Raw genomic sequence first — 24,697 nt, 5'->3', positions numbered from 1 at the left:
GTAATCTGCCCGCTGGCTACATCTTGCTAACTGCAATAGACCCCATTTTTTCCGAGACAGAAAACTTGCTCATCCTCACCGCCTGTGATTTTCGGCTTCCATAAGTTCCGGAAATTTCTGCTTTCGCTGAAATGACGTCACTTCATTAACGCATATTTAACCATCTTTGTCCATTTCAGACCTTACCAGGTGACGGTTCGGAGATTGCGGGATCTTCGAACCACCCTTCCCCGGCAATTCGGGGATGCGTGTGGATTTGTTATCTGGGTAGTTTCATGACTGATGTAAATTTAGAGACATTGCTTGCTGAAAAGCTGATAGGCGACAGTCCAAAAATGCAGCAATTGCGTACCATCATAAAATTCGCTGGCCGTTGCAACAGTTCGATCATGATCAATGGCCCTTCCGGCAGCGGTAAGGAAGTTGTTGCAGAGGTAATACATGCCATTTCAGATCGCGGAAATGCAGCCAATATCGCCGTCAATTGCGGCGCATTGCCGGATCAATTGATTGAGTCCGAACTTTTCGGTCATGAAAAAGGTAGTTTCACCGGCGCCGTAAACCAGCATGTAGGGTTGTTTGAACAAGCCGACGGCGGCACCATATTTCTCGACGAGATTGGCGATATGCCGATCAACATGCAGGTAAAGCTGTTGCGGGTACTGGAAACGCGTATCGTCAACCGGGTAGGCGGCAATCACAATATCAACGTTAATGTGAGGGTTATCGCGGCCACACATAAACATCTTGGCGAGTGCATCAAAAGTAAGTCATTCCGTGAAGATCTCTATTATCGCCTATGTGTTATACCGATCGAAGTACCAGCGCTCAAGGAAAGAGCGGAGGACATTCCGGCATTGGTTGCGCATTTCCTCAACAATCAAGATTCACGGAACCCCCTCCCCATTTTTACGGCAGAGGCATTCGCCGCGATGCAGAGCTATGATTGGCCGGGTAATGTGCGTGAATTGCGCAACGTTGTCGAACGCGCATTGGTTTTCTTTTCCGGAGAACAGATTTTAGCCAGCGATGTTGCCATGCTGGTGCAATCCGACATCGCACCAGTGATGCAGGATGCCGGCGCACCGGCACCAATATCGACAGAATTGCCGCGAACCGCACAAACCGAGCCATTTTCATCCGCACCATATGCCGCGGATTTTGTACCTCGGGAAAGCGACGTTCGCGATCTGAATGAACATCTTCAATTTGAAGAACGCCGTATCATCATGAACGCGCTAAACACGTCGCATGGTGTCGTCTCTCGAGCGGCGCGTTCAATCAACATCAAACGAACCACCATGATCGACAAAATGCGCAAGCATAACATCGACTGGCGTGTTGAAGATCGTATGAATTACCCGATCGCCGTTTAACCGCGCAAAACTGTACCTAGTGGAATGGTGCGATAGCGGTCCACGCCTTTTCGATTTCATGGATCATTTCCCGCGCGGACTCGATTCGTTCGACACACGATTCTTTACCATCCATCTGAATACGCTTTGCAGCTTCCGAGTAAATGAGGTGCAAAGTGTGCGCCAAATCCCCCGCCATCTCCAAATTCAGCGATTCATCCAGTCCGCTGAGAATAGCCAAAGCTTTTCCTCTATGCTGAAACATACGGGCATCGTCGCCGCGCCGCGCACTTCCTATCATCAGGTCGAGCGTTTCGCGCAGTTCGTCGAACAATACTGCAACCAGTTCATAGGGGTCAGCCGCTAAAACGCGGCTTTCCTTTGCAATGGACTGATAGCTAGAGGCTCTTTGAATTCGGGACTGAAATGTCATATTCTGTGGTTTTCCCATATCTTTAGTCATCGTAAAAAGAGGCGAATTGTTGTTCAAGATAAGATTGTGTCGAACGTAGAATCGAGAGTTGCCGTTCGAGCCCGGCGAATGAGTTTTCCAGCTGTTCGCGCATCCGCTCACTGTCGAGCTCGATCTTTTCACGCATTGTGGCGAAGGACTCCTGGATTGCTTCCAAACGCTCCTGAGCGACGGTCAAAGCGCCAGAATCACCCTCGAGAGTTGTGACAATAGCGTCGAGCGCACCGGACAACCCGATCTGAGTACCGGTGGTAACAACAGGCTCGAGCATTAATTTAATAGCGCCACTATCCGACGCAATGGCGGCATTAAGACGCGCCTGATTGATACTTAGCGTACCGTCATTTTCTGTGCGCACGCCAATATCAGCGAGCGTCTTGAAATCACCTACATCGGTAAGCTGCGTTGACGTCAACTGGCCAAGCATGCGGATGACCTCGCGGGCGCCACGGTCGCCAGACAGAGGACCGGCAGAGATTCCAACCGCGCCAGCCTTGGTTGCGTCATTCAACGCAGTGCGCAGACTGTTATAGGCGGCCACAAATTCTGTCACGAGACTCGCAACATCCAACGGGGCGGAGTCCCCGTTTATCGTGAACTGGGTGCCTACTTCAGCGCCCAAGAGAGAAATTTGTACCCCGGGTATAGCGCCGGTGATTGTGTTGCTGCTATTGGTCAGTTCGATACCGTCGACTTTGACGATGCTGTCGGCAGTTGTTGCGATATTATTCAGATTCATCGCGGGCGAAACACCCCCTTGCGTTATGGTGAAGGCATTCGCCACACCTTCCTGCCCCTCCAAAATCAGACGTGCGCCCGCGTTGTCCGTCAATATCATAGCTGTTACGCCGCTGTTGCTCGCATTTATCGCGTCTCGCATGCCGGTCAGACTATTGTTCGTACCATCGATGACAATTTCGAAGCTACCGCCGCTGTTGTTGATAGTCAGCGTTCGCTCGCCGACTGCAGTGGAAGCGCTGGCGAATACATCCGATATTTCGCGCTGGGCAACAGCGATTTGCACCACCTCAACCGAAGCAGGCAATCCTTCTGGCCGGGCGCCATCCAATACCGTCGCGAGTGCCAGATCCTGGCGGCCAGAGACGAGGTCACCGACAAAACCCGTTCCATTCAACGTCTCTTTCACCGCGGCGGAAAAAGTCGACAACGCAGACTGGGTAGCAGCCATAGCGGATATTCGAGAGGAATTCAGTGAGGCGTTCGCGTCAAGCTGAGACAGCTTCACCCCTTGTGAGGCTGCCAGGAGATCGGTGACCAGTTGCGATGTATCAAGTCCCGAGCCTAATCCAAGGCTATTTACGATATTTGTGACCATAATAGAACTCCTTTGGGTATTCTACGGTGTGGCTTGAATAGAATTAATGGTTTGATCGAAACTAAAATTAGGCCATCCGCTCCCCATCAACGCTATATCTGACGTCATCGGGCAGCGAGATTTTGGGCTTGTGAATCGGACTGACCAATTTGGCATCAAGCTGGATCAGGAAACTAAGGATCATGGCAACAGCAGCATAAAGGCGTTCATCAATCACATCTCCGACGTCCGATGTATAATATATCGATCTTGTCAGATCCGGATATTCCATCACCGGCTTGCCAATTTCACCGGCCATTTCCCTCATGGCAAGCGCGATGGCATCGCATCCTTTACCAAGCACGACAGGTGCCATATCCTGGTCCCGGTCATATCGCAGGGCCACGGCGAAGTGAGTTGGGTTGACGAAGACGACCGTCGCTTCGGCAACAGCCTTTCGAGTGGAATCGTTGAGCATCTCGCTACGCCGCTGACGCTGAAGTGCACGAACGTCGGGAGACCCTTCGCTTTCCTTATATTCATCCTTGATTTCCTGCTTCGTCATTTTCAGACGCTTGCTACGCTGGAATAGCTGGATCGGAACATCAATCATCGCGATCAGCATCATGCTAACGCAAATACCGATAAGAAGCTTCAGGAATAAGGATGCAAAACTCTCGATTGCTTTGTCTAAATCTTGCGCGGCGAGCTGCGCCATCTGATCAAAATGCAAATATAGGATCGATCCGCCCACCGCTCCGATCAAAACAACTTTTATCAACGATTTGCCGAGTTCCATCACGCCGTTCATACCAAAAATGCGCTTCAGCCCCTTTATCGGATCGAGTTTTGATGGCTTGGGCTTCATCGCCGACCACCGAAAGCCCAACGAACCCAGCATCGCCGGCGTCGCAACCGCAGCAACCAGCAACAATATAAACAGGCTCATGAATTCCGGTACTATGCTGGACACCAAAGCTGCGCTCCGACCGCCGACATCGAACGCCTCGATATCCTCGGGGTGAATGACGAGCGCAAGCGCGACCATATCGGTCAGCGCCTTAAAAAGCAGACCGCCAAACATCAGGAACGCAATCGTACCGACAAATATGATCATCGCACCGCCCAAATCGCGGGACTGGAGGACATCACCCTTTTTGGAACTATCTTCTAATTTCTTCGGGGTTGGTGCTTCGGTTTTTTCACCACCGCCCTGGGCTTCTTCCGCCACTATCTGCCTCCTGCGACGAGGGCCGCCTGATCAAGTCCCATACCCAATGCCTGAATCACAGCGTCGGCGATGATCGGTGCGGTAACAGCCAAAGCCACCAGGCCGACGGTTATCGTTACCGGTATACCGACCGCAAACAGGTTAAGCGCGGGCGCGGTCCGGGCGAGAAACCCCATCATCAACTGGACCAAAATGAGGGCACCACCTACTGGCAGGGCAATAAGCAATCCCATTGAAAACAATGTTCCGCCAAATTGCACCATGCTGTAGAACATACCAGTGTCCATCATCGCAAAGCCGGGAGGCAGCGCAGCATAGCTTTTGACAATGGTCGCTACCAGCAGCAGGTGTCCATCAATAGCGAGCAAAAGCAGGGTCGCAAAAATGGTCAGGAATTGACCTATTACGGGAGTAGATTGGCCGGTTTGCGGATCTGACATGCTGGCAAATCCAAGGCCCATCGCGTTACTTATCGTTTCTCCGGCAATCAGCACGCTGGAATAGCCAAGCTGGAGCGCGAAACCGATCGCCAGACCGGTGATCACTTCACCCAAGACGAACAAGATATTACTCAAGGAAATTGCAGTTTCCATTGGGAGTTCAAAGGCTACACTATTGGTCGCGACCATTCCGATCATGAACGCAAGCACGATGCGAACCTGTATGGGAATGTTCCCGGCACCAAAAATCGGTGCTACAACCATAGCTGCGCTCGGCCGGATCATCGCCATCAGCCACATCCACATCTGGCCTTCAACCTCTGCAAAACCTGGAGCAATCATAACAGGAGATCCGGGATCCGGCCGTAGATTTCGCGAGTGAAATCTGCGATCAACAGCAGAATGGAACCGCCAAAAACACCGAGAACAACAGCTACGACAACGAGTTTGGGGACAAAGCTCAAGGTTTGTTCGTTGATCGATGTAGCGGCCTGCACCATGCCCAGTAATATCCCGACCAAAAGCGCGGGGATAAGCAACGGGGCAGCTGCCAGTGCGGTGATCCAAAGCGCCTGTTGCGCAATGCCAATAAAGAAATCTGGGTTATCGGTCATGATCTAAGTCGCAAAAGAGCTGGCAAGAGACCCCATGGTCAACGCCCAGCCATCGATCATCACGAACAATAGCAATTTGAATGGCATTGAAATAATCACGGGTGAAAGCATCATCATACCGAGCGCCATCAGGACCGCCGCCACCACCAGATCGATGATCAGGAATGGCAGAAAAATTAGAAATCCGATCTGGAAGGCCGTCTTTAATTCGCTGGTGATGAAAGCCGGCAACATTATCGAGAATGGGATTTCTTCAGCCGATGCAAAGCCGTCCTTGTCGGACAGTTCCATGAACAATTTGAGATCACTTTGCCGGGTCTGCTTAGCCATGAAGCCATGCATGATCGTTCCGGATTTCTCGATTGCTTCTGTTAAACCGATCTCGTCGGCCGAATACGGTGCAATCGCCTGCTCGTTTATTTGCTCGATTTGCGGTGCCATAACGAACATAGAGAGGAAGAGAGCAAGTCCCAGCAGTACCTGGTTGGGCGGTGTCTGCTGCAATCCAAGTGCATGGCGCAAAATCGACAAGACGATGATAATCCGCGTGAAACTGGTCATCATCAAAATGAGCGATGGCAACACGGTCATCAAACCCATGACGATGAGGATCTGCAATGTTGTACTCAGTGGCTGGCCATCGCCAGAGACGTCGTCCAATGCACGTTCGAGTGCAGCCGAAGCTCCGGGAGCAGCATCCTGAGCAAATGCCGGGTCCGCTGCATAGGCAGATGCGAAAAACAGCACGGTGCCCAGAAATATTTTCCAACTAGTCCGCATGGTGAATATCTATCTTTTGAATACCGTTACGGGTCACCGCCAACAGAATCTGACGACCGTCAAAATTAACCACTGCCAGTTTGCTCTGCACACCCATCGGAACCGTCTCGACGACGTTCAAAAGATTTGAATTCTGCCGCATCATCATCTGAGGTTGATATTTGCGATAGAGCCAGAGCGAGCCGTAGATCAGCAAGCCGATCATTGGCACCATGATAAACAGCTTGACGATGTAAAAGGTCATCAGTTGCGCCTTTCCACACGCGCACGCGTCATGCCGTTGGACACGATCTCGGCGATACGCACACCGAATTTATTCTTTACCGGAACGACTTCACCCCGGGCCACCAATGTTCCGTTGACATTGATGTCGATCAATTGGTCAACCTGCCGGTCGAGTTCGACTACAGACCCTTCTCGCAGATCCATTATTTCGGATATTGTCATCGACACATTGCCAACTTCAACCGAAAGTCGAACTTTGATATCGGACAAGAAACGATAATGATCCTGGGCAGAAGCCCCCTCAACATCACCGCCCGCTGCGGCGTCCAGAATTTTACTATCGTGAGTCATATCATTCATCTTCTAGTCCTATAAAAATTGTTTAATTTTGAACGCTACACCGCCATTTTGTTCGCCGATGCTGCCGTGGGCAAAAACCAGATCTCCGACAATAAGTGGAACATTGTCGGTGGCCGCAACGGGTAGAATATCTCCAACAGCAAGCCTCGAAAGCTCGGACAGCTGCATGGTCGGACGGGCAAGAACCGAACGGACAGGCATATAAACCTGTGCGACAGAATCTTTGAGACTGGCCTTCCAGGCGGGGTCGATCTCGTTCGCCTCCCGGTGATGGGGACGGTTTAATTGCGGCTCGATTGCAATCAATCCGTCGAGTGTCTGGAGGATATCCATCGCCGCGATCTCGTGGCCGGAGAGTTGAATAGATGTAGCCGAAACCAGAACATTTTCGTCGTCCAAATCCAGTTCAATATCGTCCTTGTCGTGGAAATAGCGGTTATAGCGAACCGGAGATTCACAAAGCGTCGACCAAGCGTCCGACAGTCCGGCCGCAATCCCGCTAGCCAACCGGTTGATCATCGCAATTTCAGATTGTTTCAGGTCACCGGCACTGTGCAATGCACCATCAAATTGACCCCCAAAGAAGCAATCGACCGATGCACTCAAAAATGTCCGGGCTACGCGAACCAAAATAGGACTCTCCGATCCACCCAGTTGAAATTCCAGGTAAACTGACTCGTCATCCAGAACGGAAGTCCAATCTTTGAACGACAGCTTTGCACTGTCGCTGACTTCGACTTCAATTTCACAATCGATGACATTGGAAAGATGCAGCTTCAAAACGCCATCCAGTTTCCTTTCGACCTTCTTGTAGGCCGACACCAGAATACCGTCTGGACCGCCTTTTTTAAGCAAGCTATGGCTTACGGCAGCAGCTATCTTCTCTTTTGCCGCCGCTCTGGGCTTGGTTTTGGATGATTTGGAATTCGTCATGATTTTGCTACTTTCAAAAGCGCTTATTGAACAACCATGTTGGTAAAATAGACGTCCTCAATTCCGCCAAAGCCCGTTTTCTCTTTCAGCGTTTCATTGATAATATCACGGAGCCTTTTTTTCAGCCTGAGCTTGCCTTCCGGTGCTTCCAGTTCCAGCGCATCTTGTTGCCCTAATTCCATCAGGACCGCTGATCGAATGGCGATTTCATGATTGACGACATTTTCGAAAACGCGCTCGTCATAATATGTCGAAACCGCCAACGACAATTGAGCGAAACTGTCTGAATTCGACAAGTTCGACGTAAACGGCTGTTCAATCTGGTGATAGGTTATCTTGAACGCACTGGCCGCTTGTTTCGGCGCCGTCTGGCTAGCTTCTTTTTGACTGACGGAGGTTCCGTCTTTCATGATGATCTTGGGCATGTTCGGATCTTCAGCGGCCTCATGATCTCCACCGATCATTCCAGCAGCATAAAAACCTCCAGCAGCGCCTCCTCCGCCGAGCAAAGCGATCAAACCCGTCACGAGTAGTGCGGTTTTGAACTTGCCTTTTTTCTTGCTCTTTGGATTTTCGTCGTCTGATTTCGTCTTTGACATTTTGACCTCTAGGTTAATTAGATTTCTGAATCCGGGAATGAATTTTACGCGTATCGGTTACGGTCGGACGCGGAATCATTTTCGAGAGCGCCATCGAGCGACTGTGCAATTTGGCGATTCTGCGAGGGTCTCGCTTGCTGTTCACGGCTATCACCGTTCTCCTGTCGCGAGAGATTTCCACCTTCCGGGTTCGATGACGAGAACATAATGTCCTTCACCTCGACGCGCAGTGTCAGATCGTCGCGCCCCTGGGATTTCAATATATCCTGAAGCGCCTGACTATGCTGAGCAATAATATGTTTGGCCGCTTGATGTTCGGTTTGGATTTCAATGATCTCCGTCGATCCGCGGGTGGTGAGAATAATTTCCATCCGGCCGAGATTACGCGGATTTATTTCAAACTTCTTGGTTCCACCGTTAACCGAGATTTCTGCGATTTCAGCGCCCAGTCTTTCGGCAACCTGCGGCGAGGACATATCGAATGAAGTGGACTTCTGAATGTTTTCACGAACCGCCAGTTGAGCGGAAGAATTGGCGAGCGGTAGTTGCTCCATCGATTGTTCGAATCTCTTCACTGCTGGCTGCACATCCAACTTGGCCAGTTCCAAAAAGTCGGTGTCGGCAATAGTCGTTTTCTGCAAACTGGTGGTAGCAACTGGCGAAGTATCGTTCGCCAATGCCGGGAAACTAAACTTGCCCGGCTCTGCCCGCGCGTCTTTTTGTTCTCCGGCCTTCACACCGAGATGAGCTGATGCTGCCGTTTGCTTGTTTAGCTCCAGCTGATTTGCCGGATCGCTGAACGGTTGACCATCGACGAGATCTGCGTCTCCTGATTTTGGTGCGATATCGATCGGCAGGCTACCGCCCGGGAGGGGTTTGGCCTGCGGTGTTAGTGCATCTAACGCTAGTCTCGCTTTAGCCTGGCGGGCCTCGCCATCAGCAGCAAAGGGAGTTGATCGGATATTCTGCAATGCATCTCTGTTAAATGTGAGCGACAATTTCTCTTTCGCAGAATCGGAAACGACGGGATCGCTAACGGTTTCATCTTGTCCGTTGTCGGCGAACGAGCGCTCCTGATGAAATATCGTGCCACCAAGGCTTTGATTGATAAGTGGCAGAACACTGGTCGTTTCCCACTGTTGGACAGGAACTGCATCTTGATCTCCGACGTCGAGACTCTCGGTATCGGAGATGTCGAGAGTCTCGACTTCAATTTCGGAAATGTCGATTTCCACCTCGGCTCCACCGAACTGAGGCTGTTTCTCGGATGACAGTAGAAGTGATCCGAAATCAGAATTTGAAGCTTTGCTTTCCATACCTGCAGACCTTGCAGAAAACATGCCAATTATGGAGTGAGCGGCTTCGGACATGAGGTTACCAATCATCAGAGCGTTCCTTATTTTGATAATTTACTATATTATAGAGCATGTTACCGGAATAATCTGCTTGTCGAGCATCCATTTTGCGGAGCATGGAAACCTTCGATTTCAACAATCGCTCTGTGCCATCGTGAATAACCTGAGCGGCAAGATTTTGCCGCTCTGCCGCGGCAAGATTTTGCATCGCGTTTTGGACCGACACCTCGACAACATCCGAAGCCTCCAGCAAACGGTCAGACAGTTCCATCATAGCCGCAAGAGATCCAGCTGTTACCGCGGTCTCGCTCCGATGGGTTTCTGCGTGAAGACGTTTTATTCTCTTCGCGCTATCTTCCATTGAGGCGCAATGACTGCCCGCTTGCAGCAGGGCCAGTTCCTTCAAGCGCTTCTGCGTATCGCGAACCTTTAAAACTCGTCGCACCCCCCTGACACGCTGTTTCATGATGCAAACAGGCCCGAAAGCTGGGTCACGCTTGTCTGGAAGTCCACAAGTTCACGCGGTTTCTGCTTGATATAGTCGATCAGCGTTAGCCAGCTTCCCAGGGCCTCATCTATGTTGGGGTCATTGCCCGCTTGATAAGCGCCCATCAGGACAAGATCCCGGTTTTCTTCGTAGATAGACCAAAGACGCCTGAAATGAAGTTGCGCTTCTTGATGTTCTGGTTCGATAATATCTACAGCGACGCGACTGATCGACTTGCCGATGTCGATCGCTGGAAAAACCCCTTGCTCTGCCAATGATCTGGATAATATGATATGGCCGTCAGCAATGGCGCGAGCGCTGTCAACCACCGGATCATCCAGATCATCGCCGTCGGCCAGCACGGTGTAGATCGCAGTTATTGATCCACCGGTATCGCTATCGTTACCGGCCCGTTCGATCAATCGCGGGATCAGCGAGAGTGCAGATGGCGGATAGCCCTTCATGGTTGGAGGTTCACCGGCGGCTAGACCAATTTCACGCTGCGCATGAGCTACGCGCGTAAGACTGTCGATCACCAGAACCACCGATAGACCTTTCGACCGGAAATATTCCGCGATAGCCGTTGCACGATAGGCGGCTTTCAATCGCGAAGATGGTGAGTGATCGGCCGGAACGGCGATCGTTACCGTGGGCACGGAATTCTCCATTTGTCGACGGCGGCTGACAAAATCGTTTACCTCACGGCCGCGCTCGCCTATCAAACCGACGACAACGACGTCAGCCACGACACCGTCCAGTATCTGGTTAATCAACATGGATTTGCCGACGCCCGAGCCCGCAATAATAGCCATGCGCTGTCCCTGCCCCATGGTAAGCAGACCGTTTAGCGCACGAATACCGATGTCGATCGGTTTGGAAACACTGGCGCGCCGAAGGACATTGCCTTCCTGCCCGGTCAAGGGGACTGTTTCGGTCGTCAATATGGGACCTTTGCCGTCGATCGGCTCTCCCATCGGCCCGATTACCCGCCCAAAGAGGGCTTCACCGACCGCAGCCTGATTAGATTTCGCATAGGGCAACACACGACTTCCGCTGCGCAACGGAGCATCTTGCACCATTGGAATCATCAATGTTCTGGCACCCTTGAAGCCGACAACCTCGGCGCTGATCTCGCGGCCGTCAGTCGCGATCACACGACCTGAATAGCCGATCGGATATTCAAAGCCGGTAACCTCCAGCATACCATTATCATGCGCCGACAATTTGCCGACATATCTTGGTTCATTTCCAATGTCATCAAGCCGCGCCAGCACTTCGCAGGCAGCTGATGGCGATCCGATTGGGTCGGGGCTCAAGCCTGCAATATCATTCATGATCAGCCGCCGATGTTACGCCACCAAATTCGTCAATCAGCGTTCGCAGCTCATCCAGTACTACTGCTGAGCCTTTTTCAATCCAACCGCCGGAATGGCTGAGTTTCAGATTGCCCCGCAACATGGTTTCGTCACCGCGCAGAGCCAGTTTGCACACATTGGTATCAATGAGACCAACGTCATCGGGATGGAGCACAAGTGTGACCCCTTTTTGGTCTTGATCCACAAGCCCAGCCAATTGCATTGCCCAAGCTTGTAACAGAGCCGGATCAGGAACCGCCAATTCCGAGCAACGTTTGAACAGGGACTCCACTGCCGATAGAATGAACGCAAAGCTGTCCGGTGAAGACAAATCGTTCAAACGCTGGATGGCTGCAGCAAGTGCATCGCTATCTCGGTTCGAAGAAGCATGTTCCTCCGCCAAAGCGGCCTGGCCATCTTCCCAACCCTTTTTGTAAGCTACCCCGAATATATCGGCATTCTGATCGACCGGAGGTTTCGTTTCCTCAGATAAATTGCGGCCCGTGAAGCGCGTAAAACTTTCATTATCCTGGTTCTCTGCCTCCGCATCCCGTACACAGGCCCAGGAAGCAAACTTCCTTTGCTCAGCGGTCGTTCGCCACAGAGGAACTACTTCGCCATAGCCGGATGTATCTGCTGGATTGAGATTAGACATAATCAGCTCCAGCACCAGCCATGTTTATTTCACCGTTGTCGAGCATGACTTTGGCAACCGCAATAATGGCTTTTTGTGCGGCATTTACGGCATCGATCGGTTGCGGAGGCGCATCAGCCATATCATCCTTAATGGTTTCGGCCGCCCGCTTTGACATCGCCCCAAAAATCTTGGTCTGGAGGCCTTTTGAAGCCCCTCTCAGTGCAGGAACAAGAATTGTGGCATCAATTTTCCGGATAACGGAGCCAATATCCTTTTTGCTCAAGTTCATCAGATCTGCGAAGACAAACATCTCATCCTCGATCAGTTTCGCGGTTATCTTGTCGCGCTTCATCAATTCCTTGAGCAACGAACGCCCTCGTTCTTTCGGGAGATTGTTGATAATCGTTGCACTGTCGAGCACACCGCCGACCTCCATCGATGGAGCAGCATCTGCTTCATTTGGTGTCGTGTTCTCCAGAAGAGCCTGAACGTGAGCAAGCGCTTTGCCGCTGACAGGTCCGAGCGTTGCCATCCGATATATCACATCTGCCTGAATATCTGACGGCAACAATTCTAATGTTTCTGCGGCGATCTCTGGCGTTAGAAATGACATGAGCACCGCAGAAATCTGGGGCGGCTCATTGGTTATCAGAAGAGCAATTTCCTTTGCCGGCATCCATTTTAGCAGTTCAGCAATATTACTGGGTCGTTTAGGCGCGAAACGATTCATAATCGTCTCTGCACGCGAAGTACCCAAAGCTTTGCGGAATACGCGACTGACTTTTTCGTCTGGCTTATAGGACAATGTGGTCAGGTTCATGGTCAGCAAAAGGAATCGATCCAGGGAACCATCAATTTGCGTGGCATCAACATTGGCAACGCTGAACATTGCTTCACCCAATGCTTCAACTTCATGAGGCTCGAGCCGTTCCAATATCTGGGCAGCTTCTTCATCGTTGAATAGCAGCATCAATATAGCTGCGGTTTGGCGCCCGGTGATCAGCTCCAATTGCTTGCCTTTCTCGGCAGTTTCCAAGTCATCATTTTCTGCAGTATCAGCCATCTACTTCTTCCAGTTCATCGGATTCTTTGAGTAATTCCTTCACAACCAGAGCCGCCTGATCGGGGTTCTGCTTGACGAAATTTTGAGTCAGTATTGCGCGTTCTTGATAGCTTTTGGCCGAAGTGATCATATCTACGGTCACCGCCGGACCGAGAGCGCCTGCTGTTTGATTTTCGAGTAATCCACCATCCTCGGTACCATCTTGATGGAAGCGGTCGGTCGTCGTGCCATTGCCGGCCAGTGCTTTTTGATCTCGATCAGAACGCAAAGCTTTTTCAGATGCTTGCCAACGCTTCAGAACCGGGCGACCGATGCCGAATATAAGCAGCAGGGCAACCAACAGTGCAGACAGATTACGGATCAGCATGCTGAACCAGGATGTCTCATACCAGGTTTCTGTGACTGGTTCGTCAGCGACCGCATTAAATCGACGCGCCGTCACCGCAATCAGATCACCACGGTCAAGACTATAGCCGACAGTGCCTTTGATGAGTTTCTCGATCTCCTGAATTTCCTTGGGAGACTTTTTATTTTTTAGAGCACGGTCGTCGATTGCTACCGCAACAGACAAACGTGATACCTGCCCCGGAGCTTGATTGGTCACAGCCACTTCACGCGCTAGTTCAAAGTTCCGGCGATATTCTTCGCTGCTTTTCCGAGGTTCGGTTGCATTTGCACCTTGCTCCCCGGCACCGCCGGGTTGCTCCTCAAATTCCGCAGCAGCGGGTGGACGATTGGCGAGCGCACCTGGAATTCCGCCTGCATCATTTCCGGCAGTTTCGTTCGACTTTTTACCCTGTTCAGAGCGCAATATCGAACCATCGAGCGGATATGTTTCACTGGTCGCCTGCTTTTCGTCAAAATTGACGTCAGCAGTGACTTCTGCAACGAAATTTCCAGGGCCTACGAGTGGCGTCAGCAAACTGGCCAACGACTGGCGATAGCGGTCTTCGATTGCCGCCTTCACCTTCAGTTGCGTGTCGGTTCCAGAGGAAAGTCCGTCACTACTACTCGACAATAGCCTGCCGTTCTGATCGATCACGGACACATTGGATGCCGAAAGCCCGGGTACGGAGCTCGCAACCAGATTCAAAATCGCCTGCGTCTCCTTCTCGTCAAGTCTGGTTGAACTCGCGAGATGCAATATCACGGAGGCGGACGGCTCATTTCTATCGCGCAAGAATATGCTGGGTTGTTCGACGGCCAAATGAACCCGAGCAGACACAACGCTATCTATCGCTTCGATCGAACGCGCCAAATCCATCTCACGTGCATTTCGTAGCTTTTCCGATTCAACTGCTCTGCTCGCGCCCATAGGCATGCTGGACATGACTGTGTCGCCGCTTGGCGCGGATCGTGGCAAGCCCTGACCCGCCAGTTCAATCTTGGCCGAATGATAATCATCGTTGCTAACCGTTAGCGTACCGGTGTCATCATCGACTTCATACGCTATATTAGCGACCTCCAATGCCTGCATTACCGCTGACTTGTCATTATCGGGCAAGCCGCGAAATAGATCTCGTTGAGGTGGCTCGCGAAGAACCAGCCACGCAGTGATAGCAGCCAACATAACAGCAGACATTATGATTAGCGGCATTGCCCGCGCGACAGCGGGTTGCTTAATAAAAGCCCGCAGCGAAGCCACCAGGCCATTCGCATTTCCATAGCTACCAGTTGGCGGCTGCAGTGCATTGGGGCTTCCGGGTGTCAGCGCCTGACCAGTTGATGATTGCTCGGCCATCGATTATACCTGCATGTTCATTATGTCTTGATAGGCAGACAATAATTTGTTGCGAACCTGCAAAGTGGATTCAAACCCCAGGGACGCTTTATGCTTTGCAAGCATAACCGCTGCCACGTCATTGCTTTCGCCCATCTGATAGGCCTTCGTTTCCTCATCTGCGGCTATTTGAAGTTTATTGACCTCTTGAAGCGCGCTGGTGAGTTGGTCCGAAAAACTGTCCGAACCGTTCGTCTTCTTGGCGCCAGAGGTTGGTCCCGGTGCGGCCAGGCCGACATTCTTGGCGATATCCTGTAGCGCGTTGTTCTGGTTGAGGATGGCGTTACGTGCGGCCATCAGGATATTCATATTAACTGAAGACATTTTCTAGATCCTTTCCATGCTGCAAGCCCGCATATCGGCCATCCGGTAACGCAAAGTACGCTCCGAGATGCCAAGCTCTTTTGCGGCGTCACGGCGATTTCCGTTGGTTTTTTCCAATGTTTGATTGATTGCTTCATATTCGACATTCTTGGAAATCGAGTTCAAATCACGCCCGCGAAGGAATCGCGAGGAATGATTGGCTGAAACGTCGTCCTGCTTCGGTTTTGTTGTTAACCGGGCGGCTGAAAAGACCAGATCATCGGCACTAATTCGATCACCGTCACACATCACCAGCGCACGTTGCAGAACATTGGATAGCTCGCGCACATTGCCCGGCCATTTATGTTCCTTCAGTCGCTCGACACAGCAACGGGAAAGTGGAATGAACCGCGCGCTCCGCTTTTGAAAAGCGATCATCATGAATGCAGCAATGGCAACAATGTCGGCGGGCCGGTCAGCAAGAGGGAGAAGATCGACAGGCATGACGTTCAAGCGCCAATATAAATCTTCCCGGAACCGCCCTGCGCCGACTTCTTCAGCAAAGTCACGGTTCGCCGCACAAATCACGCGAACATCGACTTTTTCGTGGCGGGAGGCACCGACGGGAAGAATCTCGCCTTCCTGGAGCACACGAAGCAATTTGGACTGACTCTCCAGTGGCATCTCGGTAATTTCGTCGAGGAATATCGTACCCCCGTCAGCTTCCTTGAACAAGCCGACCGCACTGTTATAGGCGCCGGTGAAGGCACCCTTTTTATGTCCAAACAAGATGGACTCGATCATTGATTCTGTGATCGCGGCGCAGTTTACGGTGACAAACGGCTTGTTTGCCCGCTCGCTGTTTTCATGAATGAAATTGGCCATGCCTTCTTTACCGGTACCGGTCTCGCCGGTGATCATCACGTTAGCATCGCTGCGTGCCACGCGAGCAGCATATTTATATAGGGCTATTGAATTGGGGTCCGCATAAGCTGGCCCTTTGCCACCGCGCATCGATTCAACAATGCAAGACAGACCAAATTCTCTGTCCGCTTTGCCGAATTCGATACGCAGTGGTTGGCTGAGGGTAGCCGGAACGAAATGGAATGGTCCATCGCGGTAAACCACGACGGGATCTTTTGCTCCCTTGCATTCATCTTTGGATACTTCGCGAGTAGTGTGGGTTGATTGCGCAGCGGAAGATAAATGTAGAGAGGCCGAGTGAACTGTTTCAACACTCGCTAGCAAATCGACAAGTTCTGGAAACCTAGAGACCAGGCTAGGCTTCAGTTTATCGTTGATCATGGCCATTCCCTCACGTTGTTCTCGAGCGCAGGATCTAATATCCGTGTGCTCGAGAACTACTTTGCAATGGCCGTGCCAGTTTCTTAAACGGCAAGAATCTGCCGATCTCTATCGATATAACTGTCGGAAATCCGTCATCCCTGTCGGAAAATAGTCACTTTTGCAGGAGCTTGTCGGAAACCCGACACCTTTTTGCTTAATTCGATTTGAGGGTGGCCGTTAACTTCTTCGAGGCCGCTTCATCTGTCGAGGTGACCCGTTAGACGATACTATTATTTGAACTGTGAAAAGGATAACACCATGACTATAATCGGCACTAACGTAACCGCAATGCGCACCAACTATGCTTCTAACCAAGCTGAAATGGGTCTCGCAAAATCTATCGAACGCCTTTCAACCGGCAGCCGCATAAACTCTGCAGCAGATGACGCCGCTGGTAACGCAATCGCCACACGTATGACGTCGGAAATTCGCGGATTGAATATGGCTACCCGTAACGCCAACGACGGAATTTCACTGGCTCAGACCGCTGAAGGCGGCATGAACGAAATTACTTCCATGCTGCAGCGTATGCGTGAACTGTCTGTCCAGTCAGCCAACGGCACGCTCTCAGATGATGACCGTACCAACCTTCAGGTCGAAGTCGCCGCATTGATTTCTCAGATCGGCGATGTTGCAACTCGGACGACTTTCAACGGCGTGGCATTGCTTGATGGCACGAACGCGACAGTCAACATTCAAACCGGTAAGGACTCCGGTCAAACGGTTGCCATTACATTGACCGACGTCAGTGCAGCCACGCTGGGCGTTGATGCGCTAGACATCTCCACCGCGGCTGGTGCCAGCGCTGCGTTGGGTGCTCTAACCACCGCCATGGATAGTGTCACAACTGCACAGGCTTCGTTGGGTGCTGACCAAAACCGCCTGCAAACCACGGTTTCTAGTCTGACTGACCGGGTTACGAACCTCACGGAATCGCGTTCGCGTATCCAGGACGTCGACTTCTCTGCTGAAACAACCGAGCTGGCCAAAAACCAGATCTTGAGTCAGGCTTCGACTGCGATGTTGGCACAGGCTAACCAGACTCAGCAGGGTGTTCTCAGCCTGCTCCGGTAATATCGAACGCTACACACTAGAAAAAGCCTCTTCCCGGTCGGGAGGAGGCTTTTTTGTTGGTCAGAAACGACAACGACTTGTTATTAAATGCTGCAGAAAAACTAGTTTATGGTCATGGCAGCTTGAAGTTTCTCCAATGCCCGTTTTTTAATTTGGCATATGCGCACTGAAGATACATCTAGGATCTCCCCAATCTCATCAAGCTGCATCTCCTCCACAAAATAGCAATTGAGTATGAGTTGTTCACGCTCGTTTAGCTGCTTCAAATTTGCAGCAAGCAACTCCGCCATCTGCGACTTTTCCAATTTTTCGTGCTGATCATCCTCCTGATCGGTAAACCAGCTACTGGAATCGCAATAGACCTCATCGAGTGAACCGAGATGAACATCAATCGCACGATCTGTGTGCTTGCGGAATTCGGAAGGGTCCATATCCAGCCCCACCGCCAGTTCGGACTCGTCGGGCTCCCGACCAAGTTCCTTCACCAGCTTGTCCCGACACCTGCGCACTTTCTTGTGCCAATCAACCGTCGTTCGGCGCAAATTGCACGTCGATCTCAAATCATCAATCATTGCACCGCGGACACGCACGTAAAGATAGGTACTAAAACTATGCCCTTGATCGACATATTTCTTTGCAGCCTCCACCATTGCCACCAGTCCGACCTGAATCAGGTCTTCGATTTCCATCTGGTCGGGTGCAAATGATTTTACCTGCCAGGCGATCTTTGTGACCAGCGACTGGTTCTCTTCAATCAGCCGATTTTCGTCTATTTTCATCGCGCCGTAAGTTTGGGATGCGCGGTTCTTTGTTTTCAACATATCCTACTTTCGATTGGTAGTTAATTTTCATTTGCATCCGTGACAGCCATTGTTTGGCTGGATTGCGGGACCCCGATCTTGCTCAGCACTTCTATCGACTTATCATCGGGCAATTCTTGATAGGAAAGTACGGTTAGGTCCGGGAACCGCTGTTTAAGCAACGCGCCGAGTGGCCGTCGCACAACGGGCGATGTGATGAGAGCCACGTTACGGGCTTCCAACGGCAAGCTACGGGCAGCTTCATCCATCGCTTCAATTATCATCTGCGCCAGTTGCGGTTCTATCGGATAGCTCGCCTCTTCGCCGACTTTCAAAGCCTTAACCAGCAAACTTTCCAGATCCGCGTCCAGTGTGACGACCGGAAGAGGCAGGCTGATAGGCACCATAGTTTGTACGATCAGATTGCCAATTTTCTGCCGAATAGCATCGACCATTTGGGGAATTTCAGTATGCAGGTTCGCTGCCTCCAACATTGCCAGGCAAATTTGCTGAAAGTCTTTGACCGGTACTTTGTCGCCGAGAAGGTCACGGCAAATTGCCGTAATAGTATATAGCGACAAAGGTTGCGGAGTGAGGCTGTCGACGAGTTGCGGTGAGGATTCCTTGAGGAAGTCGAGCAATTTCTGCGCTTCATCCATGCCGAACAGCTGCGCGGCATTACGCCGCACGACGTCATTGAGATGGGTTGCTATTACTGTCGGCGCATCCACTACAGTGTACCCCTCGGCGATAGCTTCAGATTTTTTATCGGCGCCTATCCAAAGCGCATCCATTCCAAATGTTGGATCCTTGCATGGCCGGCCTTCGATTACTGAATCTACATGACCGTCATCGAGCGCGATAAAATCGTTTGGCCAGACGGTATCCTCGCCCAGAACCATTCCCCCCATCATGATGCGATAGCCGTTCGGTTCCAGCGACAAATCGTCTTTGATCCGGACAAGAGGTATGACAAAACCCAGTTCTTTGGATATTTGACGACGGATACCGGTGATCCGTTTCATTAACGGCGCGCCCTTGCGGTCTTCAACCAAAGGAACAAGCCCATATCCAATTTCGATGCCAAGACGTGCCTTTTCGGAAACATCTTCCCAATCTATCTGCTCCGGATGCTTCTCTTCGAGCGGTTTGGCGATCACTTCCACCGGCTTCGGCTTGCGGATGAGATAAAAGGCAATTCCGCCAGCGACAGCGGCTGCGGATAGAACGACAACATGCGGCATGCCCGGTAACACACCGAGAATCGTGAGGATAACGGCGACCGGGACCCAAGCCGCTCCCGATCCGAATTGGCCCGTGATCTGATCGGCTAGATTCTGGGTCGATGAAACTCTCGTCACGATTGCTGCTGCAGCAATAGACAGGATCAAAGCCGGTACCTGCGCTACCAATGCGTCACCGATTGCGAGCATCGAATATGTGCTAGCGGCTTCACCAAAGGACAGGCCGTGGGTCGTCAGACCCAGAACAATACCACCGATAATGTTTACAGCCAGGATCAATATCCCGGCGACGGCGTCGCCTTTTACGAATTTCGAGGCACCATCCATTGATCCGTAAAAATCCGCCTCGGTGGCAACTTCAGATCTCCGTGTTTTTGCTTCTTCCGGTGCGATAAGGCCGGCGTTCAGATCTGCGTCGATCGCCATCTGCTTGCCAGGAAGGGCATCGAGAGTAAACCGAGCGGACACTTCCGAAACTCTTCCTGCACCTTTGGTGATGACGATCAGATTGATAATCATCACGATAGAGAACACGAATATACCGACCACATAATTGCCGCCCAGAAGCAAACCGCCAAAGGCTTCGATAATTTGTCCGGCAGAATCACCGCCCGCATGGCCCTCTACCAACACCACTCGGGTTGATGCGACATTCAACCCCAATCGCAAGAGCGTGGCGAAGAGGAGAACGGTTGGAAAGCTGGAAAAATCAAGCGGCTTGCGCGCGTTGAGCGCGACCATCAGGATGGCGAGCGAGATCATGATATTGGCGATGAAGCCGATATCCAACATTATCGTTGGGAGCGGCAGTAAGAAGAAGATGACCAGCAAAAGCGTAGCCATCGGCAACAGTCCCGATTTCAGATGGCCGGCAATTTTGTCGAGCGCGAAAATATTCTGTATCATGTTCATTTACATTCCAAGAGTGGCGAGCGTCAGATAGGCAACCTGAGCCGTTTCATCGAACGGCTTGGACTTATTTGTGGAGCTCTGATCATTGATGTGGTTTTTAGCGATCCGAAGATAATCCGCTGGTTGAACCATCGGCAGCGTATCTTGAGATTGCGGCAAGTTTTTTCCAGCAACCGGAAAACTATTGCCGCCTTCTGCCAGCATGGAAGCATCGTCCAGCTTTCTCGCGAACAGGTTCCGGATTTCCTTGAAGCTTCGTGCACCGCCGGATTTATCATAGAATATCGACCGATTAGATTGGGCGGCATTTGCAAAAGATGGCGCTGCGGGTGCATTGGGATTGGCATCAAATGCATTCAGAAATTTTCCGGCGCCAGCTGGCCCTAGGAAATGTGCCAGATAAAGATCGACGGATTCCGGCTCGCGACCGATGCGGTTTTCCAGATATTCGCTATTGTCCCGGGCAAATTCTCCAGCCAGATTAGCCGAAAGGGTCGGGTCGGTTCTCAACGCAAGAATGCTTGATTTCTGGTCTTCGTCGGTAATAGTAAATTTGCCATTCCGGTTCTGGGAGATCGCATCTTGTGCCCAGCCAAGGCCGTAATCACCGCCCTTTTCCTTAACCAGGCCAAGCCATGTTTGTTCGACAAACTGATAAAGACCGGTTGCGGAAGACGTATTCGCCTTGGCATTCGGTCGCATCCCGCTTTCGAGTTGCGCCTGAGCCATCAGATATTTGAAATCAACACCATTGCGCTGCGCAGATTGCGCAATCACGTTCGGCAAACTGCGCCGTTCATAGTTTTGAGTGATGGATAGGTTTGACATGTTTTGCTTGAATCCTCCTGCTAGAGAGATAAGCAATGATCATGCCAATATTTTGACTTTAAGACTTCTGCCGAGTTTATGTCACGCTTTCCGCTTTTTAGCGGTCACGCGCGGCATTAGAATATGTATCGGCTTGATTTACACGCCATCCGGACAAAAGTTGCAATCGGGATGAGCTATGGTCTCGCAAAAAACGAAGTCGGTAGATTGATGCCTGCATCAGTTCGTCGACTTCTGACAGGATCGGTCGCAAAGAATAGTCCAAGTCACCCGATTTCAAAGTGCTCAGTCTCGCGACATCATTGCTGAGGTCTTTGCTCGCTTGAAAAATCGCATCGCTGTCATGTCCGTCCAGTGCGGAGACCAGAGTATTTTGCGAATTTCGAAGAGATTCAACCACCTGTTTCATTTTCTTGAATCTACGCCGAATACGCCGGAATCAAGCATTTTTTCTGCCAGCGCATCCGTATCAACCTTATAAGTGCCGGAAGCAATTTGCTGCTTTATATCTGCAACCTTCTGCGCATCAAATGGTGGCTTTTCGGTTGCCAGCTGAGATGCTGTCGTCGAAATAATGCTGGAGGCCTTGGCGTTTCCAGTCGCGGCGACTCTATTGCCGGCTTTTGCAGCACCGTCATTCGTCGCTGGCCGATCCAAACGCGTATTAATCGCCGAATAGCTATCAACAGGTTTCATATCATTCCATCCTTAGTGCGCCACACTAGCAAATTTATGCTTTGCCGTATCGTGTCGGGCGGTGCTTATAACTTCTTTCATAACCATTTACGGCCTGTTGGGGAAAAATTAAGTTCTTCCGAAAAAGTTTTTCAATTAGTCATTTCAACTTCACCTGGACCAGATATTCTAGCCATTAATTCCTTGGCTTTCCGGTCGGAGCGGACCGGAATATACTCTCCCATCACCCCACTCTGTTGCGCGATAACACTATAGCTTATGCTAAAGTTCGAACGCCGGATTACAAGAGTGACAGGCTGATTTCTTTGCACCAACGGCTCATCAGGAACGTTGTCTTCCTGACTGCCCCAATTTTTGCCAAGGTGAATGGGAACAAATATCCTCCACCCAAGATCCTGGCAACTTACCTGCAACGCATTCCTGTTCGTCTCGGATATCTCGACGGCTTTTGCACAGCGTTTAAGTTTAAGCTTGGAGTCTATGTTCGCATGAGCACCCCCAACATCTCCCACATTGGCCCCCAAATATGATGCAACCTGTCGGTCAAGCGATGCAGTATCTTCAAAGGGCGAGCCGGCACCCATCGACAAGATAGAAACTATTGGCAGTACGAAATGATAGTGGGACATGAAATTTGATCCTGTTCTCTAATCGAAAGAACCAAGCAGATATCATGCCAGTTTTATCAAAAATTCTTGTGCGGCAGTAATCAGTTTGCCTGTGGCGAGAGAAAAGTCAGCCTCACCGTTTGCTTTTCACGAGGTTTGGAAACCAGTTTATCGGGCACTTTTAGCACTATCATCTTACCATTCTGACCAGCCGTTTCAAATGCATCTGCGATAGCAGCAGTACGCGCGGACACTTCCTCCCATTGCCGCAGGCGCGATCCTTTTTGCTCTTCTGCTTCCGCAGCAACATCAATGATCAGCAATTGCTTTTGCTGAACCGTCAATATCTCGGCTATTTTAACTTTGGCAAAGTCGGTAAGCATCGCGTTGTTGTCACCAAAAAATTCCGACATTGTATAGTTATAGGAGCCCATCGTCACAGCCGACTGTACATTTGCTTCATCCAGACTTCTGCGGGTCTCGGCATCAGCAATATTTACAAAATGCGTATAGGCAAATGCGCTGAGCAGCATAAGAGCGAGATCCAGAAACGACAGAGTGGTGCGCCCGGCGTTCATCGGTCACGCATTTTTCATGGTTGGATTGGCTGGCACGAAATGAACCGGACTAACAACGTCCAGTTCCTGGATTGCTATATCGATCGTATGCTGAACTACCTTTGATCTATATGCGTTCAGCACCTCAGCTCTGGAATGCAGACGTGTATAGATTGGAAAGGCTATTATGTGGGAAATAAAGAGGCCATATAGGCTGGTAAGCAACGTGAAACTCATGGCCGGCCCCATTTTCAGCGGATCAATCCCGGTAGCGAAAAGCTGGATGAGGCCAGTAATCGTTCCGATGAGACCGATTGCAGGGGCAATCTCCGCCGCTGAAAGCCAATAGCTAGCAGACATGTTTTGTTTGTTTTCAGCGAAATGCTCTTCGAGGCGCGCCCATTCCTCGAAACTCTTTGAATCCTTTGCGTCGGCCAGATAACCGAGAACGCGAATAACAAATGCATCTTGGCTACGCACGGTTTCCAACCCGGATAGCCCCCGTTCACGCAGAGTAAAATCAATCCTTCGACACATATATGTGGCGTTTTCGCCGCTTTTCTCAAACGGATTTCGACCGCTGCTACCGAGTGCCGAGAATGCCCGGACAATAGATTGGCGGCCACTTTGAACCCACGCCATAATTAAAACACAGCTCAGAACCACGCCGAATAACATAGGATCGAAAAACCGCCAGATGTTCGTCATTAGAATGTCCATCGATCCCAGTCCTGATTTGGGCGGCAAAAACTTGCCGATCAGCGGCAGGATTTTGCCACGTTGGCAAAGCCATAGTTGAAATAGCCATAAACAACGGTCGCAAGCCCCGAAAAATCGTCACGTGCATTACCATCCCGATAAACTGGCACACCCTTTGCAAGGTCATGTTCGAGTGCTCCAATAGCGGCGTATCTCAAGAACAAGAACGGTCTTCGAGCCGGATAGTTAATACGGGATCAGAGCCAATGCCAAATTTGGATAAGATATTTGCTTTGAACGGCGGCGCGTTACAGCTTCGCTCTCAACGCCTTAATATGCTTGCGTCAAATATCGCAAATGCTTCGACCCCAGGATATAAAGCGAAGGACCTCGATTTTGACCTTGCCATGAAGCAAGCACAAGATGGTGGATCGCTCGATCAGGCAATGACCGACCACACTGGGTACCGGGTACCCCTGCAACCATCTTTGGATGGCAACACGGTGGAACTGTCAGTCGAGCAAACCCTCTTCGCCGAAAATGCCATTCAGTATCGCACGACCCTGTCCTTCATGCAGGCACAAGTCTCTGCGATCCGGCGCGCCTTGAAAGGAGAATGATCATGGGT

Annotated in this window: 28 protein-coding genes; 3 read left to right on the top strand and 25 right to left on the bottom strand. The window is 50.9% G+C overall.

The features are described 5' to 3' along the window. Window positions 1-275: 275 nt before the first annotated feature. Complete coding sequence (locus AAC060_RS14680; protein ID WP_339827535.1) at window positions 276-1,376, top strand: sigma-54 dependent transcriptional regulator; 1,101 nt, start codon at window positions 276-278, stop codon at window positions 1,374-1,376. A 16-nt stretch (window positions 1,377-1,392) separates the two neighbouring features. Here AAC060_RS14680 and AAC060_RS14675 read toward each other — a convergent pair whose 3' ends face one another. The 18 genes from AAC060_RS14675 to AAC060_RS14590 all read right to left on the bottom strand — a co-directional run bounded on the left by AAC060_RS14675 (window position 1,393) and on the right by AAC060_RS14590 (window position 16,432). Next, window positions 1,393-1,806, bottom strand: a complete 414-nt coding sequence (locus AAC060_RS14675; RefSeq protein ID WP_339827533.1) for a flagellar export chaperone FliS — start codon at window positions 1,804-1,806, stop codon at window positions 1,393-1,395. Window positions 1,807-1,810: 4 nt separating this feature from the next. Beyond that, the gene (gene fliD / locus AAC060_RS14670) at window positions 1,811-3,163 is read right to left on the bottom strand and encodes a flagellar filament capping protein FliD (RefSeq protein ID WP_339827531.1); all 1,353 of its coding nucleotides are present in this window, start codon (window positions 3,161-3,163) and stop codon (window positions 1,811-1,813) included. 67 nt (window positions 3,164-3,230) lie between these two features. Beyond that, window positions 3,231-4,373, bottom strand: a complete 1,143-nt coding sequence (locus tag AAC060_RS14665) for a flagellar type III secretion system protein FlhB (RefSeq protein WP_339827529.1) — start codon at window positions 4,371-4,373, stop codon at window positions 3,231-3,233. Further along, window positions 4,373-5,155 carry a flagellar biosynthetic protein FliR gene (gene fliR, locus AAC060_RS14660; RefSeq protein ID WP_339827528.1) on the bottom strand — a complete coding sequence of 261 codons (783 nt, stop codon included), beginning with the start codon at window positions 5,153-5,155 and terminating at the stop codon, window positions 4,373-4,375. The genes AAC060_RS14665 and fliR overlap by 1 nt, the downstream gene beginning before the upstream one ends. Further along, window positions 5,152-5,427: a flagellar biosynthetic protein FliQ gene (locus AAC060_RS14655; RefSeq protein ID WP_339827526.1), complete on the bottom strand. Its 276-nt coding sequence runs from the start codon at window positions 5,425-5,427 to the stop codon at window positions 5,152-5,154. The genes fliR and AAC060_RS14655 overlap by 4 nt, the downstream gene beginning before the upstream one ends. 3 nt (window positions 5,428-5,430) lie before the next feature. After that, entirely contained in the window at window positions 5,431-6,207 is a 777-nt protein-coding gene (fliP, locus tag AAC060_RS14650) for a flagellar type III secretion system pore protein FliP (protein WP_339827524.1), read from the bottom strand. Further along, entirely contained in the window at window positions 6,197-6,451 is a 255-nt protein-coding gene (locus AAC060_RS14645) for a flagellar biosynthetic protein FliO (RefSeq protein WP_339827522.1), read from the bottom strand. Before AAC060_RS14645 ends, fliP begins: the two co-directional genes overlap by 11 nt. Continuing rightward, complete coding sequence (fliN, locus tag AAC060_RS14640; protein WP_339827720.1) at window positions 6,451-6,783, bottom strand: flagellar motor switch protein FliN; 333 nt, start codon at window positions 6,781-6,783, stop codon at window positions 6,451-6,453. Before fliN ends, AAC060_RS14645 begins: the two co-directional genes overlap by 1 nt. Window positions 6,784-6,801: 18 nt before the next feature. Next, complete coding sequence (locus AAC060_RS14635; RefSeq protein ID WP_339827520.1) at window positions 6,802-7,725, bottom strand: FliM/FliN family flagellar motor switch protein; 924 nt, start codon at window positions 7,723-7,725, stop codon at window positions 6,802-6,804. A gap of 23 nt (window positions 7,726-7,748) precedes the next feature. Continuing rightward, a complete protein-coding gene (locus tag AAC060_RS14630; protein ID WP_339827717.1) occupies window positions 7,749-8,252 on the bottom strand; it encodes a flagellar basal body-associated FliL family protein in 504 nt (167 codons plus the stop codon). Between the two features lie 116 nt (window positions 8,253-8,368). After that, complete coding sequence (locus AAC060_RS14625) at window positions 8,369-9,709, bottom strand: flagellar hook-length control protein FliK (protein WP_339827518.1); 1,341 nt, start codon at window positions 9,707-9,709, stop codon at window positions 8,369-8,371. Continuing rightward, a complete protein-coding gene (locus tag AAC060_RS14620) occupies window positions 9,699-10,145 on the bottom strand; it encodes a hypothetical protein (protein ID WP_339827516.1) in 447 nt (148 codons plus the stop codon). Before AAC060_RS14620 ends, AAC060_RS14625 begins: the two co-directional genes overlap by 11 nt. Beyond that, window positions 10,142-11,500 carry a FliI/YscN family ATPase gene (locus AAC060_RS14615; protein WP_339827514.1) on the bottom strand — a complete coding sequence of 453 codons (1,359 nt, stop codon included), beginning with the start codon at window positions 11,498-11,500 and terminating at the stop codon, window positions 10,142-10,144. Before AAC060_RS14615 ends, AAC060_RS14620 begins: the two co-directional genes overlap by 4 nt. Further along, entirely contained in the window at window positions 11,493-12,176 is a 684-nt protein-coding gene (locus AAC060_RS14610) for a hypothetical protein (RefSeq protein WP_339827512.1), read from the bottom strand. The genes AAC060_RS14615 and AAC060_RS14610 overlap by 8 nt, the downstream gene beginning before the upstream one ends. Then, window positions 12,169-13,221, bottom strand: coding sequence for a FliG C-terminal domain-containing protein (locus AAC060_RS14605; protein WP_339827510.1), 1,053 nt, complete (start codon window positions 13,219-13,221; stop codon window positions 12,169-12,171). The genes AAC060_RS14610 and AAC060_RS14605 overlap by 8 nt, the downstream gene beginning before the upstream one ends. Continuing rightward, window positions 13,214-14,962, bottom strand: coding sequence for a flagellar basal-body MS-ring/collar protein FliF (gene fliF / locus AAC060_RS14600; RefSeq protein ID WP_339827507.1), 1,749 nt, complete (start codon window positions 14,960-14,962; stop codon window positions 13,214-13,216). The genes AAC060_RS14605 and fliF overlap by 8 nt, the downstream gene beginning before the upstream one ends. A 3-nt stretch (window positions 14,963-14,965) precedes the next feature. Further along, complete coding sequence (gene fliE, locus AAC060_RS14595) at window positions 14,966-15,310, bottom strand: flagellar hook-basal body complex protein FliE (protein WP_339827505.1); 345 nt, start codon at window positions 15,308-15,310, stop codon at window positions 14,966-14,968. A gap of 18 nt (window positions 15,311-15,328) precedes the next feature. Further along, complete coding sequence (locus tag AAC060_RS14590; RefSeq protein ID WP_339827502.1) at window positions 15,329-16,432, bottom strand: sigma-54 dependent transcriptional regulator; 1,104 nt, start codon at window positions 16,430-16,432, stop codon at window positions 15,329-15,331. A 477-nt stretch (window positions 16,433-16,909) separates the two neighbouring features. Here AAC060_RS14590 and AAC060_RS14585 point away from each other — a divergent pair, with 477 nt between their 5' ends. Then, window positions 16,910-17,725: a flagellin gene (locus tag AAC060_RS14585; RefSeq protein WP_339827500.1), complete on the top strand. Its 816-nt coding sequence runs from the start codon at window positions 16,910-16,912 to the stop codon at window positions 17,723-17,725. Between the two features lie 101 nt (window positions 17,726-17,826). Here AAC060_RS14585 and AAC060_RS14580 read toward each other — a convergent pair whose 3' ends face one another. From AAC060_RS14580 to AAC060_RS14550, 7 genes are all read right to left on the bottom strand, one after another. Further along, window positions 17,827-18,546, bottom strand: coding sequence for a sigma-70 family RNA polymerase sigma factor (locus AAC060_RS14580; protein ID WP_339827497.1), 720 nt, complete (start codon window positions 18,544-18,546; stop codon window positions 17,827-17,829). Between the two features lie 20 nt (window positions 18,547-18,566). Beyond that, a complete protein-coding gene (gene flhA / locus AAC060_RS14575) occupies window positions 18,567-20,675 on the bottom strand; it encodes a flagellar biosynthesis protein FlhA (RefSeq protein WP_339827715.1) in 2,109 nt (702 codons plus the stop codon). 6 nt (window positions 20,676-20,681) lie between these two features. Continuing rightward, complete coding sequence (locus AAC060_RS14570) at window positions 20,682-21,509, bottom strand: transglycosylase SLT domain-containing protein (protein ID WP_339827495.1); 828 nt, start codon at window positions 21,507-21,509, stop codon at window positions 20,682-20,684. Window positions 21,510-21,914: 405 nt separating this feature from the next. Beyond that, window positions 21,915-22,205: a flagellar biosynthesis anti-sigma factor FlgM gene (gene flgM, locus AAC060_RS14565; RefSeq protein ID WP_339827492.1), complete on the bottom strand. Its 291-nt coding sequence runs from the start codon at window positions 22,203-22,205 to the stop codon at window positions 21,915-21,917. 131 nt (window positions 22,206-22,336) lie between these two features. Continuing rightward, the gene (locus tag AAC060_RS14560) at window positions 22,337-22,834 is read right to left on the bottom strand and encodes a flagella basal body P-ring formation protein FlgA (protein ID WP_339827490.1); all 498 of its coding nucleotides are present in this window, start codon (window positions 22,832-22,834) and stop codon (window positions 22,337-22,339) included. An 80-nt stretch (window positions 22,835-22,914) separates the two neighbouring features. After that, window positions 22,915-23,391 carry a hypothetical protein gene (locus tag AAC060_RS14555; protein ID WP_339827487.1) on the bottom strand — a complete coding sequence of 159 codons (477 nt, stop codon included), beginning with the start codon at window positions 23,389-23,391 and terminating at the stop codon, window positions 22,915-22,917. Window positions 23,392-23,394: 3 nt separating this feature from the next. Next, window positions 23,395-24,078, bottom strand: coding sequence for a MotA/TolQ/ExbB proton channel family protein (locus AAC060_RS14550; RefSeq protein WP_339827485.1), 684 nt, complete (start codon window positions 24,076-24,078; stop codon window positions 23,395-23,397). Window positions 24,079-24,335: 257 nt separating this feature from the next. On the opposite strand from AAC060_RS14550, the gene flgB reads away from it, so the two are divergent. After that, window positions 24,336-24,689 carry a flagellar basal body rod protein FlgB gene (flgB, locus tag AAC060_RS14545; protein WP_339827484.1) on the top strand — a complete coding sequence of 118 codons (354 nt, stop codon included), beginning with the start codon at window positions 24,336-24,338 and terminating at the stop codon, window positions 24,687-24,689. The last annotated feature ends 8 nt before the right edge of the window (window positions 24,690-24,697 follow it).

This window comes from uncultured Parasphingorhabdus sp. (assembly GCF_963975555.1).
Classification (GTDB): Bacteria; Pseudomonadota; Alphaproteobacteria; order Sphingomonadales; family Sphingomonadaceae; genus Parasphingorhabdus.
Note: the sequence above shows the minus strand (reverse complement) of the source record. Positions and strands in the feature narration are given on the sequence as shown.

Coding starts and splice junctions, on each gene's coding strand:
- AAC060_RS14680 (WP_339827535.1), top strand. CDS start 276: ATGACTGATGTAAATTTAGAGACATTGCTTGCTGAAAAGCTGATAGGC.
- AAC060_RS14675 (WP_339827533.1), bottom strand. CDS start 1,806: ATGGGAAAACCACAGAATATGACATTTCAGTCCCGAATTCAAAGAGCC.
- fliD (WP_339827531.1), bottom strand. CDS start 3,163: ATGGTCACAAATATCGTAAATAGCCTTGGATTAGGCTCGGGACTTGAT.
- fliR (WP_339827528.1), bottom strand. CDS start 5,155: ATGATTGCTCCAGGTTTTGCAGAGGTTGAAGGCCAGATGTGGATGTGG.
- AAC060_RS14655 (WP_339827526.1), bottom strand. CDS start 5,427: ATGACCGATAACCCAGATTTCTTTATTGGCATTGCGCAACAGGCGCTT.
- fliP (WP_339827524.1), bottom strand. CDS start 6,207: ATGCGGACTAGTTGGAAAATATTTCTGGGCACCGTGCTGTTTTTCGCA.
- AAC060_RS14645 (WP_339827522.1), bottom strand. CDS start 6,451: ATGACCTTTTACATCGTCAAGCTGTTTATCATGGTGCCAATGATCGGC.
- fliN (WP_339827720.1), bottom strand. CDS start 6,783: ATGACTCACGATAGTAAAATTCTGGACGCCGCAGCGGGCGGTGATGTT.
- AAC060_RS14635 (WP_339827520.1), bottom strand. CDS start 7,725: ATGACGAATTCCAAATCATCCAAAACCAAGCCCAGAGCGGCGGCAAAA.
- AAC060_RS14625 (WP_339827518.1), bottom strand. CDS start 9,709: ATGATTGGTAACCTCATGTCCGAAGCCGCTCACTCCATAATTGGCATG.
- AAC060_RS14620 (WP_339827516.1), bottom strand. CDS start 10,145: ATGAAACAGCGTGTCAGGGGGGTGCGACGAGTTTTAAAGGTTCGCGAT.
- AAC060_RS14615 (WP_339827514.1), bottom strand. CDS start 11,500: ATGAATGATATTGCAGGCTTGAGCCCCGACCCAATCGGATCGCCATCA.
- AAC060_RS14610 (WP_339827512.1), bottom strand. CDS start 12,176: ATGTCTAATCTCAATCCAGCAGATACATCCGGCTATGGCGAAGTAGTT.
- AAC060_RS14605 (WP_339827510.1), bottom strand. CDS start 13,221: ATGGCTGATACTGCAGAAAATGATGACTTGGAAACTGCCGAGAAAGGC.
- fliF (WP_339827507.1), bottom strand. CDS start 14,962: ATGGCCGAGCAATCATCAACTGGTCAGGCGCTGACACCCGGAAGCCCC.
- fliE (WP_339827505.1), bottom strand. CDS start 15,310: ATGAATATCCTGATGGCCGCACGTAACGCCATCCTCAACCAGAACAAC.
- AAC060_RS14585 (WP_339827500.1), top strand. CDS start 16,910: ATGACTATAATCGGCACTAACGTAACCGCAATGCGCACCAACTATGCT.
- AAC060_RS14580 (WP_339827497.1), bottom strand. CDS start 18,546: ATGTTGAAAACAAAGAACCGCGCATCCCAAACTTACGGCGCGATGAAA.
- flhA (WP_339827715.1), bottom strand. CDS start 20,675: ATGATACAGAATATTTTCGCGCTCGACAAAATTGCCGGCCATCTGAAA.
- AAC060_RS14570 (WP_339827495.1), bottom strand. CDS start 21,509: ATGTCAAACCTATCCATCACTCAAAACTATGAACGGCGCAGTTTGCCG.
- flgM (WP_339827492.1), bottom strand. CDS start 22,205: ATGAAACCTGTTGATAGCTATTCGGCGATTAATACGCGTTTGGATCGG.
- AAC060_RS14560 (WP_339827490.1), bottom strand. CDS start 22,834: ATGTCCCACTATCATTTCGTACTGCCAATAGTTTCTATCTTGTCGATG.
- AAC060_RS14555 (WP_339827487.1), bottom strand. CDS start 23,391: ATGAACGCCGGGCGCACCACTCTGTCGTTTCTGGATCTCGCTCTTATG.
- AAC060_RS14550 (WP_339827485.1), bottom strand. CDS start 24,078: ATGACGAACATCTGGCGGTTTTTCGATCCTATGTTATTCGGCGTGGTT.
- flgB (WP_339827484.1), top strand. CDS start 24,336: ATGCCAAATTTGGATAAGATATTTGCTTTGAACGGCGGCGCGTTACAG.